15 protein-coding genes are annotated in these 16,428 nt (G+C 72.8%); 5 read left to right on the top strand and 10 right to left on the bottom strand.

The window, feature by feature from the left end:
* Window positions 1-510 precede the first annotated feature (510 nt).
* The 4 genes from HFV08_RS30410 (at window position 511) to HFV08_RS30425 (ending at window position 4,232) form a co-directional block, all read left to right on the top strand.
* On the top strand, window positions 511-1,245 hold the full coding sequence (locus HFV08_RS30410) for an ABC transporter ATP-binding protein (protein WP_168543786.1): 735 nt from the start codon (window positions 511-513) through the stop codon (window positions 1,243-1,245).
* Window positions 1,227-2,384: a hypothetical protein gene (locus tag HFV08_RS30415; protein ID WP_168543787.1), complete on the top strand. Its 1,158-nt coding sequence runs from the start codon at window positions 1,227-1,229 to the stop codon at window positions 2,382-2,384. Before HFV08_RS30410 ends, HFV08_RS30415 begins: the two co-directional genes overlap by 19 nt.
* 202 nt (window positions 2,385-2,586) lie before the next feature.
* Window positions 2,587-3,000: a VOC family protein gene (locus HFV08_RS30420; RefSeq protein WP_168543788.1), complete on the top strand. Its 414-nt coding sequence runs from the start codon at window positions 2,587-2,589 to the stop codon at window positions 2,998-3,000.
* Between the two features lie 59 nt (window positions 3,001-3,059).
* A complete protein-coding gene (locus HFV08_RS30425; RefSeq protein ID WP_168543789.1) occupies window positions 3,060-4,232 on the top strand; it encodes an LOG family protein in 1,173 nt (390 codons plus the stop codon).
* 28 nt (window positions 4,233-4,260) lie between these two features.
* Here HFV08_RS30425 and HFV08_RS30430 read toward each other — a convergent pair whose 3' ends face one another.
* The 10 genes from HFV08_RS30430 to rpsB all read right to left on the bottom strand — a co-directional run bounded on the left by HFV08_RS30430 (window position 4,261) and on the right by rpsB (window position 15,161).
* Window positions 4,261-5,055 carry a maleylpyruvate isomerase family mycothiol-dependent enzyme gene (locus HFV08_RS30430; protein ID WP_168543790.1) on the bottom strand — a complete coding sequence of 265 codons (795 nt, stop codon included), beginning with the start codon at window positions 5,053-5,055 and terminating at the stop codon, window positions 4,261-4,263.
* Window positions 5,056-5,065: 10 nt separating this feature from the next.
* Window positions 5,066-6,106, bottom strand: a complete 1,041-nt coding sequence (locus HFV08_RS30435) for an ABC transporter ATP-binding protein (protein WP_168543791.1) — start codon at window positions 6,104-6,106, stop codon at window positions 5,066-5,068.
* A 2-nt stretch (window positions 6,107-6,108) separates the two neighbouring features.
* Window positions 6,109-7,752: an ABC transporter permease gene (locus tag HFV08_RS30440; RefSeq protein WP_168543801.1), complete on the bottom strand. Its 1,644-nt coding sequence runs from the start codon at window positions 7,750-7,752 to the stop codon at window positions 6,109-6,111.
* A 121-nt stretch (window positions 7,753-7,873) separates the two neighbouring features.
* Window positions 7,874-8,950 (bottom strand): thiamine ABC transporter substrate-binding protein, encoded by a 1,077-nt coding sequence (locus HFV08_RS30445; RefSeq protein ID WP_168543792.1) that lies wholly within the window; start codon window positions 8,948-8,950, stop codon window positions 7,874-7,876.
* Between the two features lie 355 nt (window positions 8,951-9,305).
* Entirely contained in the window at window positions 9,306-10,412 is a 1,107-nt protein-coding gene (gene rlmN, locus HFV08_RS30450) for a dual-specificity RNA methyltransferase RlmN (RefSeq protein WP_168543793.1), read from the bottom strand.
* A 99-nt stretch (window positions 10,413-10,511) separates the two neighbouring features.
* On the bottom strand, window positions 10,512-11,663 hold the full coding sequence (locus HFV08_RS30455) for a phosphatidate cytidylyltransferase (RefSeq protein ID WP_168543794.1): 1,152 nt from the start codon (window positions 11,661-11,663) through the stop codon (window positions 10,512-10,514).
* Complete coding sequence (gene frr, locus HFV08_RS30460) at window positions 11,663-12,220, bottom strand: ribosome recycling factor (RefSeq protein ID WP_168543795.1); 558 nt, start codon at window positions 12,218-12,220, stop codon at window positions 11,663-11,665. The genes HFV08_RS30455 and frr overlap by 1 nt, the downstream gene beginning before the upstream one ends.
* Window positions 12,221-12,332: 112 nt before the next feature.
* Entirely contained in the window at window positions 12,333-13,094 is a 762-nt protein-coding gene (gene pyrH, locus HFV08_RS30465) for a UMP kinase (RefSeq protein WP_040247726.1), read from the bottom strand.
* A 186-nt stretch (window positions 13,095-13,280) separates the two neighbouring features.
* A complete protein-coding gene (gene tsf, locus HFV08_RS30470) occupies window positions 13,281-14,117 on the bottom strand; it encodes a translation elongation factor Ts (protein WP_040247729.1) in 837 nt (278 codons plus the stop codon).
* 126 nt (window positions 14,118-14,243) lie between these two features.
* On the bottom strand, window positions 14,244-15,161 hold the full coding sequence (gene rpsB / locus HFV08_RS30475; RefSeq protein ID WP_168543796.1) for a 30S ribosomal protein S2: 918 nt from the start codon (window positions 15,159-15,161) through the stop codon (window positions 14,244-14,246).
* Window positions 15,162-15,854: 693 nt separating this feature from the next.
* On the opposite strand from rpsB, the gene HFV08_RS30480 reads away from it, so the two are divergent.
* On the top strand, window positions 15,855-16,406 hold the full coding sequence (locus HFV08_RS30480; RefSeq protein WP_168543797.1) for a murein hydrolase activator EnvC family protein: 552 nt from the start codon (window positions 15,855-15,857) through the stop codon (window positions 16,404-16,406).
* The last annotated feature ends 22 nt before the right edge of the window (window positions 16,407-16,428 follow it).

Here is a 16,428-nt window from a genome sequence, read left to right on the forward strand (position 1 = left end):
AGGTTGCCCGGGCACGGGGAGCACCGCGCGTACCGGCGCCATGACTCCGGGCGGGGCGGACCCGCCCCGGTGCACCACCGCTCCGGATCCGACCGGGCGGCGGCTTCCGGCGTCCGCCGCAGGGAGCCCGTACGAGTCCGCCGAGGCGCCCGTACGAGTCCGGTGGGGCGCCCGCGCGAGGACGCCCCGGCGGGCGCGCGGGACCGAGCGCGGCAACCGGCCGCCGCCTCCTCACCCGTCCGGGGGTGGCCAAACAGACGTGCCCCCGGCGCGGAGGCGTGCGCCCCGGCGGACCGCACCGGGGCCTTGCGCCGCCCCCGCGCCCCTCGGCCGCTGCCCGCCCGTACCACCCGTTCATGTGCTTACACGTTCGGGTGATGAGCGCGGCCGGCTCCGTGTGCACCCCGGTGCCCCGGCGGCGAATACCTACGGTGCCCAGTGACCGATCGGCCCGTGTCTTCGTTCCCCCGGACGGGGGCAGGAATCCGACCAGAACCGAGGTGTTCGCCCATGGCAGCCCCGCCGGACAACGACGTGCTGTGGGCCCGCGCCCTGCACGTGGATCTCAACGGCTCACCCGCACTCGCCGGTGTCTCGCTCGGCGTCCGCGAGGCGGAGATCCTCGCGGTGGCGGGCCCGCGCGGCTGCGGCAAGACGACGCTGCTGCGCTGCCTGTCGGGCCGCCTGGTGCCGCAGGAGGGCGAGGTGTGGTTCAACAGCTCGCCCGTCCACACGATGGGCCCGCTGCTCAGGGAGCGGCTGCGCCGCGACCGCTTCGCCTGGATCGGCCCCGAACCCCGCCTCGTACCCGAGCTGCGCGCCTGGGAGAACGCCGCCCTGCCGCTGATGCTGCGCGGCACCACCCACCGGGCGGCGAAGGCGGCGGCCCTGGAGTGGCTGGAGCGCCTCGACGTCGGCGGCACCGCGCGCAAGCGCCCGCACGCCCTGACCCGTACCGAGCAGCAGCGCGTCGCCATCGCCCGCGCCCTGACCGCGCAGCCCGCGGTGCTCTTCGCGGACGAGCCGACCGCCCCGCTGCACCGCGCGGACCGCACCCACGCGCTGCGCACCCTGACCACCGCGGCCCGCTCGCACGGCATCACGGTCGTCCTCGCCACCCACGACGAGGAGACCGCCGAGGCCGCCGACCGGCTGCTGCTCCTGGAGGACGGCCGCCGCCTCTCCGCGGTGGAGCGGCCGGAGCCCGAGGCGGAAGGCCGGGCGGCGTGCTCGCTCTCCGTCTAGCCCGCGGCGGGCGCCCGCTCGTCCAGCTGCGCCGCCTGCTCCTCGCCGGTGCCTCGGCCGGTACCGGCTTCCTGCTCCTGTGCGCCCTCGGCTGGGCCATGGGCCACCCCGAGGCGCCCGGTGAGTCGGCGCTGCGGCTGCTCTGGTGCCTGGTCCCGCTCGCCGCCACGGTGCAGTTCGCGCTCGCCGTCGGCCGTACCGATCCGGGCGTACGGCCGCGTTCGGCGCTCTCCGCGGCGGGGCTCGGCCCCTCCGGACTCGCCCTGCTCGCCGCCCTGTCCGCGGGCGCGGCCTGCGCGCTCGGCTCGGCGGCGGCGCTGCTCGCCTTCCTGCTGCTCCGCGGCGACCTCGGGCGGCTGCCGGGCGCCGGTACCGCCTCCGGGCTGCTCGCCCAGGGGCAGCCGCTGCCGCTGGCCGGGGTGGTGACCCTGCTCCTGGTGGTGCCCGGCGCGGTGGCCGGTGCCTGCCGGCTGGCGCTGCGCCCGCGGCCCCGCCCCGGGCGGGACGAGGAGGAGCCGGCGGAGGCCCCGGCCCCGCGGCCCGCTCCGGCCGGACTGCCCTGGGGCATCGCCCTGCTCGCCGCGGGCCTGGCCGTCGAGGGCTACGCCCGCCGCTCCGAGGACGCCTCCGCGCTGCTGCCCGGCACACTCGCCGGGAGCCCGGCCGGGGTGCTCGCGGGATGGCTGGTGACCGCGGTCGGGCTGGCTCTCGCGGGGCCCGGGCTCACCTACCAGTGCGGCCGGGTGCTGCAGGCGCTGCGGCCGGGCGCGATGCGGCTGCTCGCCGGGCGGGTGCTGCAGCAGGAGGCCGCGCGCCTCGGCAGGCCGCTGGGCGTGCTGTGCGCGGTGGCTTCGGCGGCCTTCGCCGCGGCCGCCCTGTACGCGGGCCGCGAGCCGCGGCTCGGCCCGCTCGGCACCATCGGCGCCCTGCTCGTCACCGGCTGCGCGGTGGCCACCCTGCTCACCGCGGTCGCCGAGGCCCGGCAGGAGCGGGCGCGCTCCCGCGAGTCGCTGCTCGGCCTCGGCGCCGCCCCGGCCCTGCTGCGCGGCGCGGTGGCGCTGCGCGCCGGGGTCCTGCTGGCCGTGTTCGGCCCGCTGACCTGGCTGGTCGCCGAACTCGCGGCGCTTCCGCTGACGTAGGACCGCAAAGTCGGCCGGCTTTTGGCGGGAGCACGGCGGCGGGGCGGCTCCGGGGCGGTCCCGGACCGGCCGCGAAAAAATCCGGAAAGAAGTCCGCGGGCGACGATGAGTTCCGTGCGGGGCCGCGGTCTATCCCCCTGAACGGCACGAACAGCACGCGCACGGCGTGCGAGGACCGGCACCGCCCCTGAGGAGACCGCAGATGTACCAGCAGATGATCTTCGTGAACCTGCCCGTCGGCGATGTGGAGCGCGCGAAGGAGTTCTTCTCCGCGCTCGGCTTCGCGATCAACGCGCAGTTCTCGACCGAGGACGTCGCCAGCGTGGTCATCAGCGACACCATCGTCGTGATGATGCACAGCCCCGCGCACTACGCGCAGTTCACCAAGAAGGAGATCGCCGACGCGAGAAGCACCAGCGAGGTCCTGGTGGCGCTGAGCGCGGAGAGCCGGGAGAAGGTCGACGAACTCGTCGGCAAGGCCCTCGCGGCGGGCGCCACCGACAACGACCGCACCCAGGACTACGGCTTCATGTACGGCCGTTCCTTCGACGACCTCGACGGCCACACCTGGGAGGTCATGTGGATGGACCCGGCCGCGGTGGAGGGCGAGGCCTGAGCAGGGGGCGCCGGTCCGGGTCCCCTCCCCAGGAGGGGACCACGGCCTAGCATGAGCGGATGACCATATCCGAATCCGCCCGCGCCGCCGGGCAGTTGGGCCGTCCCGAAGCGGCGTACGACGGTGAACCGGCCGCGGACGGGGAGATCGAGTCCCTCGCCGAGTTCGACGCGGTGCTCGCCGCCCGCTCCTCGCTCGCGGGCCTGCGGGTGCAGGCGGTCGACCTGAGCGCGCGCACCCCGGCCCTGCTCGACGTCCCGGTGGAGGGCGCCGTCTTCCTCGGCTGCGCCATGGAGGCCGCCGCGGACAGCCGGGTCCGTGCGGCGGGCGCGCTGGTCTTCCCGCCGGTTCCGGGTCTGCCCTTCGATCCGTACCGCGGATTCCTGTACTCGGCCGAGGAGTTGTTCGCCGGTCTGGACGAGGGCTACGACGCCACGCCGGACGCCCGCTCCTACGCCTGGTTCCAGCGGACGAAGGCCGACGGGGACATCTTCGCCTCGATGCTGCGCGCCGTGCACGACGACTCGGTCTCCGACGCGCTCGACGAACTCCTCACCGGGGCACGGGTGGTGGGGGTGATGGGCGGCCACGCCATGGAGCGCGGTACCGAGGCCTACGCGGGTGCCGCACGGCTCGGCCGCTCGCTGGCCCGGGCCGGTCTCACCGTGGCGACCGGCGGCGGCCCGGGCGCGATGGAGGCGGCGAACCTCGGCGCCTATGCCGCCCCGCTGCCCGAGGAGATGCTGACGGAGTCGCTCGAACTCCTCGGCAAGGCACCCTCGTTCACGCCCTCGGTGACCGACTGGGCGGCGGCGGCCTTCGAGGTCAGGGCGCGCTGGCCGGAAGGCGGCGGCTCGGTCGGCATCCCGACCTGGTTCTACGGGCACGAGCCGCCGAACGCCTTCGCCTCCCATCTGGCGAAGTACTTCGCGAACGCCACCCGCGAGGACGGGCTGCTGGCGCGTTCCACCGCGGGGGTGGTCTTCCTGCCGGGCGCCGCGGGCACCGTGCAGGAGATCTTCGACAACGCCACCCCCAACTACTACGGCTCCCGGGGCCTGCCCACCCCGATGGTCCTCGTCGACCGCGCGCACTGGACCGAGCGGCTGCCCGCCTGGCCGCTGCTGCGGGCGCTGGCCGGGGAGCGCCCGATGGCGGCGCGGATCGCCCTGGTCGACTCGGTGGACCAGGCGCCCGAGGCCCTGGCGCGGCTGACCGAGGCGGGCGGCTGAGGGCTCGGCTGACCGGCCGCGCGCCCGGTCAGCCGAAGGAGGCGCGGGCGAGCCAGAAGTCGAGGAGTTCCCGGTCGCCGAGGACCTCCAGGCCGCCCGAGTCGGGGGTCCGGCGCCGGTAGAAGGCGAGCAGCAGGGCGGTGAGGGGGCCGCGCAGGGCGACGGTGGCCTTGCCGTGCGCGCGCTCCCAGGTGAAGCCGTCCTCGTGGAAGGTGATCAGCCACTCGGCGTCGAGGCCCTCGGGGGCGTCGGTGGCGTGCAGATGGATGCTGCGTCCGGCGCCGCGCAGTTCGCCCGCCTCGTCCCCGGGCTGCGTGCGCTGGGCGAAGCCGACGATCTCCAGCCATTCGTCGAGGGCGTCCGCCGCGACCTCCGGGTCGACCTGGTAGTCGAGTCCGGCGGCGAGGGTGGCGTCGGCGCGGTGCACGGCCAGTTCATGGGTCATCCGCCGGGCCCAGAATCCGGCGTCCTGCCGCCAGGCCCAGGTCCACACCGGCGCCTCGGGTCCGGCCTCGCGCAGTGCCTCGGCCAGCCGGCGGCCGGAGTCGTCGAGCCAGTCGGCCAGGGCGGTGGCCGTCTGCTCCGCGGGCCCGGCGGACCGGGGCACCTTCTCCTCGGGGATGTCCTCGGCGGCGCGGGTACGGACCAGTTCGGCGGACCAGCGCAGGGCGCCGCCGGTGTGCCGGAGCAGTTCGTCCAGGGTCCACTCGGGACAGGTCGGGACGCGCGTGCCGAGGGCGGCTCCGGAGGCGAGGACCCCGCGCAGTGCCTCGGTCTGCGCGAGGATCTCCTGGCAGTACCGCTCATGGGTGAGTGTGCTCATGGGGCGCACTCTAGGCAGCGTCCTCCGCGGGCAGCACCACGATTTCGCCGTCCTGCGGGGGCGCGAAGGCGACGGTGACCTTGTCGCCGGGGGCGGGCGCGGAGTGCAGGGGGCAGAGGGCTTCGAGGCGCGGCGCCCCCTCGGGCTGGAGGTGGACGGCGACCTGGCCGCCGAGGAAGGTCCGGGCGGTGACCCGGCAGTCCAGGCCCGCGCCGGAGTCCGTCAGGCGCACCCCGGTGGGCCGTACCAGCACGGTCGCGGCGCCCTGCCGGGAGCCCGCGGGGACACCGATGCCGCCCCAGGCGGTCTCGGCGGCCTCGCCCCGTACCGTCGCCGCGGTGAGGTTGTGGAAGCCGAGGAAGCGGGCGACGAAGGCGTCGGCGGGGTGCTGCCAGACCTCCATCGGGGTGCCGGTCTGGGCGAGGCGGCCCTCGCGCATCACGACGACCCGGTCGGCGAGGGTGAAGGCCTCCTGCTGGTCGTGGGTGACGGCGAGCACGGTGGTGCCCAACTCCTGGAAGAGTTCGCGCAGTTCGAGTACGAGCCGTTCGCGCAGGGAGCGGTCGAGCTGGCCGAGGGGTTCGTCCAGCATGAGCAGCCGGGGATTCGGGGCGAGGGCACGGGCGAGGGCGACGCGCTGCTGCTCCCCGCCGGAGAGTTCGCCGACGGGCCGCGGGGCGGCGTCCGCGAGGCCGACCAGGTCGAGCAGCTCGGCGACCCGGGAGCGCTGCCGGTCCCGTCCGGCGCCGTGCATACGCAGCCCGAAGGCGATGTTGCCGCCGACGTCGCGCTGCGGGAAGAGCTGGTGGTCCTGGAACATCAGGCCCACCCCGCGGCGGTGGGCGGGGACGCCGCGCTGGTCCTTCCCGCCGAGCAGGACCCGTCCGGCGTCGAGTTCCTGGAGCCCGGCGACGGCGCGCAGCAGGGTGGACTTGCCGCTGCCGCTGGGCCCGAGCACGCAGACGCTCTCGTGCGTGGCGACGTCGAGGCTGACCTCGTCGAGGGCCGGGCGGTGGCCGAAGTGCACGGTGGCGCGGTCGAGTTGGAGCATGGTCACATCTCTCCGGTGGGTGCAGCCGGGCCGCCGGCCGCGCCGCCGGTACGGGGCCTGAGGCGTTCGAGGAGCAGCAGGGACAGCGTGCACACCGCCATCAGGATCACCGAAAGGGCCATCGCCTGCCCGTAGTTGAGCTCTCCGGCGCGGCCGAGGAGGCGGGCGACGGCGACCGGCAGGGTCGGGTTGTCGGGCCGGGCGATGAAGACGGTGGCGCCGAACTCGCCGAGCGAGACGGCGAAGGCGAACCCGGCGGCGACCAGCAGGGCCCGCCGGACCAGCGGCAGGTCGACCTCCCGCCACACCCGCAGCGGGGACGCGCCGAGCACCGCGGCGGCCTCCCGCAGCCGGGTGTCCAGGGCGCGCAGCACCGGCAGCATGGTGCGCACCACGAAGGGCACCCCGACCAGGGCCTGGGCGAGCGGCACCAGGATCCAGGAGGCCCTCAGGTCGAGCGGGGGCTCGTCGAGGCTGATGAGGAAGCCGAAGCCGACGGTGACCGCGGAGACCCCGAGCGGCAGCATCAGCAGGGCGTCGAAGCCGCGGACCAGGCGGCCGGCGCGTCCCGGGCGGGTGAGCGCGGCGGCGGCCAGGGTGCCGATGACCAGGGCGATGCCGGTGGCGGCGAGGGCGTACGTCAGCGAGTTGCCGACGGCGTCGATCGGCGGGACCAGGAAGACATTGCTGTCCGCGGAGGTCAGCGCCCGGTAGTAACCGAGCCCGTATCCGGCGGCGGTGTCGAAGGAGCGCTGGACGAGCACCGCGAGCGGCAGCAGGAGCAGCAGCAGGACGCTGAGCAGGACCCCGGCGAGCAGCGCCCACTGCCCGGCCCCGCGCGGCGCGCGCGCCGTGGACTCGGGCGCGAGCAGGCGCAGCGTGCTCTCCCTGCGGCGCACGGTCCAGGCGTGCACGGCGAGGATCAGCGCGACCGCGGTGAGTTGCACCAGGGTCAGTACGGCCGCGGTCGGCAGGTCGAAGACATCCGCGGTCTGCCGGTAGATCTCCACTTCGAGGGTGGCGTACGCGGGGCCGCCGAGGATGGTGACGACGCCGAAGGAGGTGAAGGTGAACAGGAAGACCATCAGCGCCGCGGCGGCGACGGCCGGGCCGAGCGCGGGCAGGGTGACGGTGCGCCAGGCGGCGGCCCGGGAGGCGCCGAGCATCCGCGCGGCCTCCTCCTGCCGGGGGTCGAGCTGGGACCAGAGCCCGCCGACGGTGCGGACCACGACCGCGTAGTTGAAGAAGACATGGGCGAGCAGGATGGCCCAGACGGTGGTGTCCAGGCGCACCCCCCACAGGTCGTCGAGGAGTCCGCCGCGGCCGAGGAGGGCCAGGAAGGCGGTGCCCGCGACGACGGTGGGGAGCACGAAAGGCACGGTGACCAGGGCCCGCAGCAGGCTCTTGCCGGGGAAGTCGAGCCGGGCGAGCACATAGGCGCCGGGCAGCGCGATCAGCAGGGTGAGCGCGGTGGAGGCGAGCGCCTGCCAGGTGGTGAACCACAGCACCTGCCGGATCCCGGCGTCGCCGAGCACCTCCGTCAGGCGCCCGAACTGCCAGTGGCCGCCGTCCCGCAGGCCGCGCCCGACGATCGCGGCGACCGGGTAGGCGAAGAACAGCGCGAAGAACACGGCGGGCACGGCCATCAGGCCGAGCCGCGCCGCGCTCCGGCGCCGCTGCCGCCGGCGCGGCACCCGGGGCGGGGCCGTCGCGCCGGTACGCGTCACATCGGTGCTCGTCACGTCGGTGCTCGTCACGTCGATGTGCTCACTTCAGCACGAGCGAGGTCCACGACTTGACCCAGTCGTCGCGCTTCTCGGCGATCTTCCCGGGGGCCATGGTGTGCGGGTCCCTGACCGCGGTGCCGTGCTCGGTGAAGACGGCCGGGACCTTCGCGCCCGCGCGCACCGGGTTGACGAACATGTTCAGCGGCATGTCCTCCTGGAAGGCCTTGGAGGCGAAGAAGTCGACGAGCGCCTTGCCGCCCTCGGTGTTGCGGGCGCCCGCGAGCAGTCCGGCGAACTCGATCTGCCGGAAGCAGGTCCGGGTGGCGACCCCGGTGGGCGCGGTCTTCGGCCGCGGGTCGGCGAAGACCACCTCGGCGGGCGGCGAGGAGGCGTACGAGACGACCAGCGGACGCTCGCCGCCCGCCTTGCGGCCGCCCGCGGAGCCGGAGAACTCCTCGTTGTAGGCCTGGTCCCAGCCGTCGACGACCTTGATCCCGTTGGCCTTCAGCTTCTTCCAGTAGCCCTGCCAGCCCTGGTCCCCGTACTCGGCTGCGCTGGCGAGCAGGAAGCCGAGCCCGGGCGAGGAACTGCCCGCGTTCTCGGTGACGAGCAGGTCCTTGTACGCGGGCTTCGCGAGGTCGGCGAAGCTCTTCGGCGGCTCCAGCTTCCTCTCGCTGAAGAACTTCTTGTCGTAGTTGACGCAGATGTCACCGGTGTCGACGGGCGTGACCCGGTGCTTCGGGTCGAGCCGGGTGTCCGCGTCCAGCGAGGACAGCGCGGGGCTCTTGTAGGGCTGGAAGAGACCGCCGTCCAGGGCACGGGACAGCAGGGTGTTGTCGACGCCGAAGAAGACGTCGCCCTGCGGGTTGTCCTTGGTGAGCAGGGCCTTGTTGACGGCGCGCCCGGCGTCGCCGTCCTTGAGGACGCGCACCTTGTAGCCGGACGTGCGCTCGAACTCCCTCAGGACGTCCTTGGAGACGGCGAAGGAGCTGTGGGTGACCAGGGTGACGTTCTCGGAGTCGCCGCCGGAGTCCCCGGAGTCCCCGCAGGCGGTCAGCGTGCCGAGGCCGAGCCCCGCCGCGAGGACGGCGGCCAGGCAGTTCTTGGTGGTGCTCACTGGATTCCTCCTGGGCTGACCAGGAAGAGACGCGGCCCTGCCCGCGACGGGTGGCCGCGGGCAGGGCGCAACAGCTGGAGAAGTGTCCGAACTCCCTACCCGGAATGACCCGGGCGAGGTTCAGAGGGTCTGCGGCCACCGGCCCGGTCGCCCGGTCCGTGCCGCACTCTCAGCGCTGTGGCGCTCCCCTGTCGGAATATGTGTGCCGGCACGGTGGGTGCCGGTGTGGGTATGTCGGTCGGTGTACAGCGGAATACGTGTCGCGAAGTGGTGCTGGTGCGTCGGTACGCCGCCCAGGGTACCGCCGTCGCTTTCCGGACCGTCGACGCCTGTGGACAACCGCCCCCGGACGCCCTCAGCGCTCGGCGGCGGCGAGCTGCCCGCAGGCCCCGTCGATCTCCTGGCCCCGGGTGTCCCGCACGGTCACCGGGACGCCGTGCGCCGCGATGGCGTCGACGAAGGCCCGCTCGTCCTCGGGGCGCGAGGCGGTCCACTTGGAGCCCGGCGTCGGGTTGAGCGGGATCAGGTTGACGTGCACCCGCTTGCCCTTGAGCAGCCTGCCGAGCAGGTCGCCGCGCCAGGCCTGGTCGTTGATGTCGCGGATCAGCGCGTACTCGATGGAGACCCGCCGCCCCGACTTGGCCGCGTACTCCCAGGCGGCGTCGAGGACTTCGCGTACCTTCCAGCGGGTGTTGACGGGCACCAGGGTGTCGCGCAGCTCGTCGTCGGGGGCGTGCAGGGAGAGCGCGAGGCGGCACTTGAGGCCCTCGTCGGCGAAGCGGTGCATGGCGGGCACCAGGCCCACGGTGGAGACGGTGATGCCGCGCTGGGAGAGCCCGAGGCCGTCCGGCTCGGGGTCGGTGAGGCGGCGGATGGCCCCGATGACGCGCTTGTAGTTGGCGAGCGGCTCGCCCATGCCCATGAAGACGATGTTGGACAGCCGCGCGGGCCCGCCGGGGATCTCCCCGTCCCGCAGCGCCCGCATCCCGTCGACGATCTGGTGCACGATCTCCGCGGTGGACAGGTTCCGGTCCAGGCCCGCCTGACCGGTCGCGCAGAACGGGCAGTTCATGCCGCAGCCGGCCTGCGAGGAGATGCACATGGTGACCCGGTCCGGGTAGCGCATCAGCACCGACTCGACGAGGGTGCCGTCGAAGAGCCGCCACAGGGTCTTGCGGGTGGTGTCGTCGTCGCAGGAGATGTGCCGCACCACGTCCATCAGCTCCGGGAGCAGCGCCTCCTGGAGCCTGCCGCGCGCCGCGGCGGGGATGTCGGTCCACTGCGCCGGGTCGTGCGCGTACCGCGCGAAGTAGTGCTGCGAGAGCTGCTTGGCCCTGAACGGCTTCTCGCCGATCCCGGCGACCGCCTCCTTCCGCTCGGCGGGCGTGAGGTCGGCGAGGTGCCGCGGCGGCTTCTTGGCTCCGCGCGGGGCGACGAATGTGAGTTCTCCGGGTGCAGGCATAACCTCACCAGTGTGGCAGATCATCCGGACGGGTCCGCCGCCCCGCGGACGGCGGACCAGCCGGGCGTACGCGCGGGGATCTCGCCCGTGCCCGGACGGTCAGCCCGAGCCGACGAAGAGCACCATCAGGAGCCACACCACGGGCGCGGTCGGCAGCAGGGAGTCCAGGCGGTCCATGATGCCGCCGTGGCCGGGCAGCAGGGTGCCCATGTCCTTGATGCCGAGGTCGCGTTTGATCATGGACTCGCCGAGGTCGCCGACGGTCGCGCTGACCGCCACGGCCAGGCCCAGCAGCAGGCCCTGCCACCAGGCGCCGTCACTGATCAGGAACTGCATGCACAGCGCGCCCGCCACCATCGCGAACAGCACCGCGCCGGCCAGTCCCTCCCGGGTCTTTCCGGGGCTGATGCGCGGTGCCAGCTTCGTGCGGCCGAAGCGCCAGCCGATCGCGTACGCCCCGGTGTCGCTGACGATGGTGAGCACCAGGAAGGTCAGCACCCGGCGCGGGCCGTCGTCGGCGGCGAGCATCAGCGAGACGAAGGTGGCGAGGAAGGGGACGTAGAAGGCGGCGAAGGTGCCCGCGGTGACGTCCTTCAGATAGCCCTCGGGCGGCTGCGCCATGCGCCAGACGAGGACCGCGAGCGCGGTCAGCGCCATCGCGATCCAGGCGCCCTCGGCACCCCGCACATACCCGGAGACCACCATCGCGGCGCCGCCGAGCGCCAGCGGCACCAGCGGGGCGTGGATGTCCTTGCGCTCCTTCAGGCGGGAGGTCAGCTCCCACAGGCCGACGACGACGGCCGCCACGACCACGCCGACGAAGACGGCCTTCACGATGAACAGGGAGGCCACGATCACCGCGCCGAGGCCGAGACCGACCCCTATCGCCGCGCCGAGGTCCCGGCCCGCGGTCTTCTTCTGCGGGGCGGGCGCGGAGGGGCTCGCGGTGGACATGTGCTCCTGCGGCTCGTACGTGGTCGGGCGCGGCGGCGGTGTGCCGTCGCGGAAGGGGTCGGGTGGTCCGGCCGGGAACAGCGGGCCGCCGAGCGGGGCGGCCCCCTGTTCGCGTTCCCGGTCTCCGCCGTTCTCGGGCACCTCGGGCACGGTGGGCATGGGCCGAGTCTGCGCGGCCGGATGCCCTTCGTACGAGGGACCCGCCGGGGCGGCCCCCCAGGGGGCGTCGTGCCCGGGGCCCGGCCGCACCCGGGAGGAGCCGGTCCGCGGCGGCGCGCCCCAAGGAGAGTCGTTCATCAGACCTCGAGCAGCTCGGCTTCCTTGTGCTTCAGCAGCTCGTCCACCTGGGCCACGTACTTGGCGGTGGTGTCGTCGAGCTCCTTCTCCGCACGGCGGCCCTCGTCCTCGCCGACGTCGCCGTCCTTGATGAGCTTGTCGATGGACTCCTTCGCCTTGCGGCGCACGGAGCGGATCGAGATCTTCGCGTCCTCGCCCTTGGTCTTGGCGACCTTGATGTACTCCTTGCGGCGCTCCTCGGTCAGCTCGGGGAACGTCACCCGGATGATGCTGCCGTCGTTGCTCGGGTTGACGCCGAGGTCCGAATCGCGGATCGCCTGCTCGATGTTGCGCAGCGCGCTCTTGTCGAACGGGGTCACCACGGCCATCCGGGGCTCCGGCACCGAGAACGAGGCGAGCTGGTTGATCGGCGTCAGCGCGCCGTAGTAGTCGGCCACGATCTTGTTGAACATCGCCGGGTGCGCACGGCCTGTGCGGATCGCGGCGAAGTCCTCCTTGGCGACCACGACGGCCTTCTCCATCTTCTCCTCGGCCTCGAGGAGGCTCTCTTCGATCACCACTTGCTCCTGCGTGTCTTGAGTGGGTCCGCCGTCCACTGGGCGGCAGGCTGCGTCGCGTCTGTTCCCTGCACGGTGTCCGACCGGCAGGGGGTTGTCCACCCCCGGCCGGTCAGCTCCGGGTGCTCCGGTCCCCGACAAGGGTGCCGATCTTCTCACCCTTCACGGCCCGCGCGATATTGCCCTCGGTCAGAAGCTCGAAGACCAGGATCGGCAGGCTGTTGTCGCGGCACAGGGTGATGGCCGTGGCGTCGGCGACCTTCAGATCGCGGGTGATGACCTCGCCGTAGCCGAGCGCGTCGAACTTCACCGCATCGGGGTTGGTCTTGGGGTCCGAGTCGTAGACACCGTCCACGCCGTTCTTGCCCATGAGGAGGGCCTGCGCGTCGATCTCCAGGGCGCGCTGCGCGGCGGTGGTGTCGGTGGAGAAGTACGGCATGCCCATACCGGCGCCGAAGATCACCACTCGGCCCTTCTCCAGGTGCCGCACCGCGCGCAGCGGGATGTACGGCTCCGCGACCTGCCCCATGGTGATGGCGGTCTGGACGCGGGAGTCGATGCCCTCGCGCTCCAGGAAGTCCTGGAGGGCGAGGCAGTTCATGACGGTGCCGAGCATGCCCATGTAGTCGGAGCGGGCGCGGTCCATGCCCCGCTGCTGCAGCTCGGCGCCGCGGAAGAAGTTGCCGCCGCCGATGACGACGGCGATCTGCGCACCGTCCCGGACGACCGCCGCGATCTCCTTGGCGATGGCGTGCACCACGTCGGGATCCACTCCGAGGGCGCCGCCGCCGGCGAACGCCTCACCCGAAAGCTTCAGCAGAAAACGGCCGCCGGCCTTGCCCTCGGTGTTCTCGCCCTTGTCGGCCTTGCTCATGGAGTTCTCCTCGTGGTGCGCATACGAAGAAGGCCACTGCCGGTGGGGAGTTGTTCGCAACCCATGCGCGGCAATGGCCTCCTCGTCAGATCTGCGGTCGTCCTTCGCGTACGGGCCGTACGGGGCCCGGTACGCGGGCGACTCCCCAGAACCCTAGCCGGGTCCGGGAGCAATCGCCGCCAGGACTCAGATGCCGACCTTGATGCGCGAGAAGCGCTTCAGGGTGACACCGGCCTCGGCGAGGACCTTCTCGACGTTCTTCTTGTTGTCGAGCGCGTACGGCTGGCCGAGGAGCGTGGCCTCCTTGAAGAAGCCGTTGACGCGACCCTCGACGATCTTGGGCAGCGCGGCCTCGGGCTTGCCCTCGGCGCGGGTGGTCTCCTCGGCGACGCGGCGCTCGGACTCGACGACCTCGGCCGGGACGTCCTCGCGGGAGAGGTACTTCGGCGCGAAGGCGGCGATGTGCTGCGCGATGCCCTTGGCGACCTCGGCGTCCGCCTTGTCCAGCTCCACGAGCACACCGATCTGCGGGGGCAGGTCGGGCATGGTGCGGTGCATGTACGCGGTGACGTAGCCGCCGGTGAACTGGGCGAAGCGGTCCAGGACGATCTTCTCGCCGAGGTTGGCGTTGGCCTCGTCGACGTACGCCTGGACGGTCTTGCCGGGCTCGATCTCGGAGGCGAGGAGCGCGGTGAGGTCGGCCGGGGAGGTCTTGGCGACGTGGGCGGCCAGCGCGTTCGCGACGGCCTGGAACTTCTCGCCCTTGGCGACGAAGTCGGTCTCGCACTTCAGCTCGACGAGGACACCGGAGGTGTTGTCGTCGGCGATCAGGGAGACCACGGCGCCGTTCTCGGCGGAACGGCCCTCGCGCTTGGCGACGCCCTTCTGGCCCTTGATACGGAGCGCCTCGACGGCCTTGTCGACGTTGCCCTCGGCCTCGTCCAGCGCCTTCTTGCAGTCCATCATGCCGGCGCCGGTGAGCTCGCGGAGCTTCTTGACGTCAGCGGCGGTGTAGTTCGCCATGATTGAAGAGAATCTTTCCTCGAAGTCTGGAAGATCGAGATCCGCGCGATCCACGCGGATCCACGGGGCGACGGCGGGAGCCCCCTTGTGGGGCGGCCCCCGCCGTCGGCTACCGAACCTGTGCGGTCAGGCCTGCTCGTCCGTGGCCGGCTTCTCCGCGGCGGCCTCGGTCTCGGCCGGCTTCTCGTCCGCGGCCTCGGCCGGCTTCTCGTCAGCCGCAGCCTCGGCGGGCTTCTCCGCGGCCTCGTCGGCCGGCTTCTCGTCAGCCTTCTTCTCACCCTCGAGCAGGTCGCGCTCCCACTCGGCGAGCGGCTCGCCCGCGGCCTTCTCGCCCTCGGCCGCCTTGCCGGCGCCGGAACGGGCGATGAGGCCCTCGGCGACAGCGTCGGCGATCACACGGGTGAGCAGGGTGACGGAGCGGATCGCGTCGTCGTTGCCCGGGATCTTGTAGTCGACCTCGTCCGGGTCGCAGTTGGTGTCGAGGATGGCGACGACCGGGATGTTCAGCTTGCGCGCCTCGCCGACGGCGATGTGCTCCTTCTTGGTGTCCACGATCCAGACGGCGCTGGGCACCTTCTGCATCTCGCGGATACCGCCGAGGGTCTTCTCCAGCTTGGCCTTCTCGCGGGAGAGGACCAGGAGCTCCTTCTTGGTGAGGCCGGAGGCGGCCACATCCTCGAAGTCGATCTGCTCGAGCTCCTTCAGGCGCTGCAGGCGCTTGTAGACGGTCGAGAAGTTGGTGAGCATGCCGCCCAGCCAGCGCTGGTTGACGTACGGCATGCCGACGCGGGTCGCCTGCTCGGCGATGGCCTCCTGCGCCTGCTTCTTCGTACCGACGAACATGACCGTGCCGCCGTGGGCGACGGTCTCCTTGACGAACTCGTAGGCGCGGTCGATGTACGACAGCGACTGGAGCAGGTCGATGATGTAGATGCCGTTGCGCTCCGTGAAGATGAAACGCTTCATCTTCGGGTTCCAACGGCGGGTCTGGTGACCGAAGTGGACGCCGCTCTCCAGCAGCTCCCGCATCGTGACGACGGCCATGGCCGTGTTCTCCTATGTGCTCGGTTGTCGCACCTGCCGGACGGCCGGCGCGCCTGACGCCCCGGCGCGCTGTGCCACAAGGGACCGAGGAGCGCGGACACCGCCACAAAGGCTGAATGTCGGGGCGTGCGAAGTCGACCCGGTGACCCGGATCGCCAGAGGAAGTGTACGGGACCCGGGAGGCAGCGGGTGACGCCGTTGTCCACAACCCGCCAGTAGTCCACAGATCCCCACCAAGATCCTCTTTGCCCCACTCCCCCACGGCATCCTCTCCCCATGCGCACCACCACCCGCCCCGGCCCCTGGACCAGGGCCCTCCTCGGCCTCACCCTCACGGGAGCCCTCGGCGCCCCGGCCCTCGCGGCGGGGGTGGCGGCGGGGCCTGCCGTCTTCATGGATCCTCGGGCCGCTGGCACCGGGGGCAGGCAGCAGAGCGCGGGCCAGGAACAGCGGGCCCCGGAGCACGGGCTACGGGGCGGAGGCCAAGGGCAGGGCCAGAGCCAGAGCCCGCAAGGCGTCGGCTCGGCGGGGCTTGCGGGGAACGCTCGCGGGTTTTCCGGTGAGGTCGGCTGCGGCAGCGGGCGGGTGGCGGTGCGGGAAGTGCGGACCGGGACGGAGAGACAGCGGGCGGCAGCGAAAGGCCAGGCCGGAAACACACGGTCGGCGGGAACGCGCGCGCCAGGAGGCGGCGATATGCACGGGGGCGGATGCAGGGGCGGGCCGAGGGGCGGTGCGGGTGCGGGTGCGGGTGCGGAGAGTGAAGGTCGTGAAGGGGTGAGCCCGGGGCCCGTTCCGAGGGTCGGTCGGGTCTGGCCGATCGGCGTACGCCCCGCCCTCCTCCGGGGCTGGGAACCTCCCGCCACGCCCTATGGACGCGGCCATCGCGGAGTGGACCTGGCCGGTGCGCCCGGGGTGCCGGTGCGGACCATCGCGGAGGGCACGGTCACCTTCGCCGGTCAGGTCGCCGGACGAGGCGTCGTCGCGGTGGACCTCAAGGGCACCGGCGACCCACCGGTACGCACCACGTACGAACCGGTGACCGCACAAGTGAGAAAAGGGGACCAGGTGAGAGCGGGCCAGCGGCTCGGCGTACTGCAACCCCCGGGAGGGCACTGCGGCGGAGTGAGCTGCCTGCACTGGGGTGCCCGGATCGGCGAGGAGTACCTCGACCCGCGATCGCTGCTGCCCCCGTGGCTGTTGAGGCGGGGGGCGTCACGGCTGCTGCCGGTTTGGGGGGTGGAGTAGGGCCTGGGGGGGTGTGGGGGTG

The sequence above is a fragment of the Streptomyces physcomitrii genome, assembly GCF_012273655.1.
Taxonomy (GTDB): domain Bacteria; phylum Actinomycetota; class Actinomycetes; order Streptomycetales; family Streptomycetaceae; genus Streptomyces; species Streptomyces physcomitrii.

Bases quoted from the DNA above. Each gene is read 5' to 3' on its own strand.
- tsf (WP_040247729.1), bottom strand. From the start codon at position 14,117: ATGGCGAACTACACCGCCGCTGACGTCAAGAAGCTCCGCGAGCTCACC.
- HFV08_RS30430 (WP_168543790.1), bottom strand. From the start codon at position 5,055: ATGAGCACACTCACCCATGAGCGGTACTGCCAGGAGATCCTCGCGCAG.
- HFV08_RS30420 (WP_168543788.1), top strand. From the start codon at position 2,587: ATGTACCAGCAGATGATCTTCGTGAACCTGCCCGTCGGCGATGTGGAG.
- HFV08_RS30435 (WP_168543791.1), bottom strand. From the start codon at position 6,106: ATGCTCCAACTCGACCGCGCCACCGTGCACTTCGGCCACCGCCCGGCC.
- HFV08_RS30425 (WP_168543789.1), top strand. From the start codon at position 3,060: ATGACCATATCCGAATCCGCCCGCGCCGCCGGGCAGTTGGGCCGTCCC.
- rpsB (WP_168543796.1), bottom strand. From the start codon at position 15,161: ATGGCCGTCGTCACGATGCGGGAGCTGCTGGAGAGCGGCGTCCACTTC.
- HFV08_RS30455 (WP_168543794.1), bottom strand. From the start codon at position 11,663: ATGAACGACTCTCCTTGGGGCGCGCCGCCGCGGACCGGCTCCTCCCGG.
- HFV08_RS30440 (WP_168543801.1), bottom strand. From the start codon at position 7,752: ATGGCCGTGCCCGCCGTGTTCTTCGCGCTGTTCTTCGCCTACCCGGTC.
- rlmN (WP_168543793.1), bottom strand. From the start codon at position 10,412: ATGCCTGCACCCGGAGAACTCACATTCGTCGCCCCGCGCGGAGCCAAG.
- HFV08_RS30480 (WP_168543797.1), top strand. From the start codon at position 15,855: ATGCACGGGGGCGGATGCAGGGGCGGGCCGAGGGGCGGTGCGGGTGCG.
- HFV08_RS30410 (WP_168543786.1), top strand. From the start codon at position 511: ATGGCAGCCCCGCCGGACAACGACGTGCTGTGGGCCCGCGCCCTGCAC.
- pyrH (WP_040247726.1), bottom strand. From the start codon at position 13,094: ATGAGCAAGGCCGACAAGGGCGAGAACACCGAGGGCAAGGCCGGCGGC.